The organism is Flavobacteriales bacterium (assembly GCA_013214975.1).
In the GTDB taxonomy this organism is placed as follows: domain Bacteria; phylum Bacteroidota; class Bacteroidia; order DT-38; family DT-38; genus DT-38.
In genome coordinates this window covers 1-2308 of record JABSPR010000069.1, presented here as the reverse complement: position 1 = coordinate 2308, position 2308 = coordinate 1, and the positions used below count along the sequence as shown (strand labels likewise).

The window sequence follows — 2308 nt, the reverse complement described above, 5'->3', positions numbered from 1 at the left end:
AGTTGAAGTAGCTGGTGTTAGAACGTTCTACATTAACCAGATGTCGTATGGTTTTGATGAACATGAACTAAAAGGCGAGGGAAAAGGGACGCTGAATCTATTTGCGCAATTGTTGAAAGATATACCAACTTTAAAAATTGAAATAAGATCTCATACAGATTCCAAAGGTCCTTCGTGGTATAATCATCAATTATCCCGTAAGAGAAGTGCATGGATTCTCGCTCACTTAGAAACACAGGGAATTGGAGTGGAGAGAATGAAAGCAATAGGTTTAGGCGAAACTAATTTGGTGAATGGCTGCGCAAATGAGATAGAGTGCTCGGATTTCTTGCATCAACAGAATAGAAGAACAGAAATTAAATTGATAGGAAAAGGTAACCGGGATATAAATGTTATCATCAAAGAGCCTGTTGATAAAAAGGTTAAGACGCATGTGGTTAAGCTAGACCAAACGGTTTGGTCTATTGGTAACATGTTCTCTATCAGTATAAATAGATTGGTTAAGTTGAATAAATTAATTGACTATAAGATTTTCCCTGGAGATGTACTCCTAGTGGAATAATTTTCAACCAGTTAATAGAAGTTTGTTATGCTTCTATATTTGACTAGATTGCGGTACGAATTAACTAAAAAAGAAAAATGAAATCCGATATAGAAATAGCCCAAGCAAATGAAATGGAGCACATCAGAGAGATTGCTTCTAAATTAAATATTGCTGAAGATGATATGGAGATGTACGGTAAGTACAAAGCCAAACTTCCAATTAGAATGATTGATGAAAGTAAAGTTTCTCAAAACAATTTGATTTTGGTTACTGCACTTACCCCAACTCCAGCAGGAGAAGGAAAGACAACTACTTCAATAGGATTAACGGAAGGGTTAAATAAAATTGGTAAACAAGCAACAGTAGTATTAAGAGAGCCTTCTTTAGGACCCGTATTTGGAATAAAAGGTGGTGCTGCAGGTGGTGGTTTTGCTCAAGTTGTACCAATGGAAGATATTAATCTTCACTTTACAGGTGATTTTTCAGCAATTGAAAAGGCAAACAATCTTTTATCTGCATTGTTGGATAACAACCTTCAATCAAAAACAAAGAATTTAAACATCGATCCAAGAACAATTGGATGGAAACGTGTAATGGATATGAATGATCGTTCGTTACGTGATATTACGCTTGGTTTAGGTGGCTTAGGGAATGGTATTCCTAGGCAAGGTGGTTTCAATATTACACCAGCTTCAGAAGTAATGGCAATACTTTGTATGGCTAGTAGTTTTGAAGATTTGAAAAAACGATTGGGCGATATATATTTAGGAACAACATTCGACAAAAAGCCAATATATGCTCGTGATTTGAAAGCAGAAAATGCAATGGCTATCTTGTTGAAAGATGCTATTAATCCGAATTTAGTACAAACTTTAGAAGGTAATCCTGCTATTATCCATGGCGGTCCTTTTGCGAATATCGCACAAGGAACAAATACTACTTTGGCTACTAAGATGGGACTTACATTATCTGATTATGTGGTTACAGAAGCAGGTTTTGGTGCTGACTTAGGAGCAGAGAAATTCTTGGATATTAAATGTGTTGGAGGTGGACTTAAGCCAAAAGCAGTTGTGATTGTAGCAACGATTAGAGCACTTCGTCATCACGGAGGAGCAAAACCTGCAGAATATAACGATGCAAGTGTTGAACGAGTTGGTAACGGATTTGCAAACTTAGAGAAGCACATCGAAAACATGAAGAAATTTGGTTTCAACCCAGTAGTTGCAATCAATGCTTTCCCATCTGATACTGCTGAAGAAGTTGCTTTGATAAAAGAAAGGTGTTCGGCTATAAGCGTACAGGCTGTTGAAGCAAAAGGTTTTGCTGATGGTGGAGCTGGAATGACAGACTTAGCTGAAGCGGTTGTGAAAGAAGTAGAAAGCGGAGCAAGCGAGTTTAAGCAATTGTATGATTGGAGTGCACCGGTAAAAGAAAAGATCGAAACAATAGCGAGAGAGATTTATGGCGCTGATGGTGTTGACTATTCTAAAAAAGCTGAATCAGGTTTAAAGAGAATTGCAGCATTAGGATTGGAGAAATTACCAATCTGTATGGCGAAAACGCAGAAATCATTTTCAGATAACGAAAGCGTACTAGGTAGACCAACAGGCTTTAGAGTATCTGTTAGAGAATTTGAATTTGCTGCAGGAGCAGGGTTCGTGATTCCTATTTTGGGTAACATGATGCGTATGCCTGGTTTACCAGAAACGCCAGCTTCTGAAGGCATGACAATAGACAACGACGGTAAGATCAGCGGTCTTTCTT

Annotated in this window: 2 protein-coding genes; both read left to right on the top strand. The window is 37.8% G+C overall.

All coding sequences use genetic code 11. The annotated features are described in order from the left end of the window. Positions 1-40 precede the first annotated feature (40 nt). A complete protein-coding gene (locus HRT72_03355) occupies positions 41-562 on the top strand; it encodes an OmpA family protein (GenBank protein ID NQY66745.1) in 522 nt (173 codons plus the stop codon). 77 nt (positions 563-639) lie between these two features. Beyond that, a partial coding sequence (locus HRT72_03350) for a formate--tetrahydrofolate ligase (protein ID NQY66744.1) occupies positions 640-2308 on the top strand: 1669 nt, incomplete at its 3' end.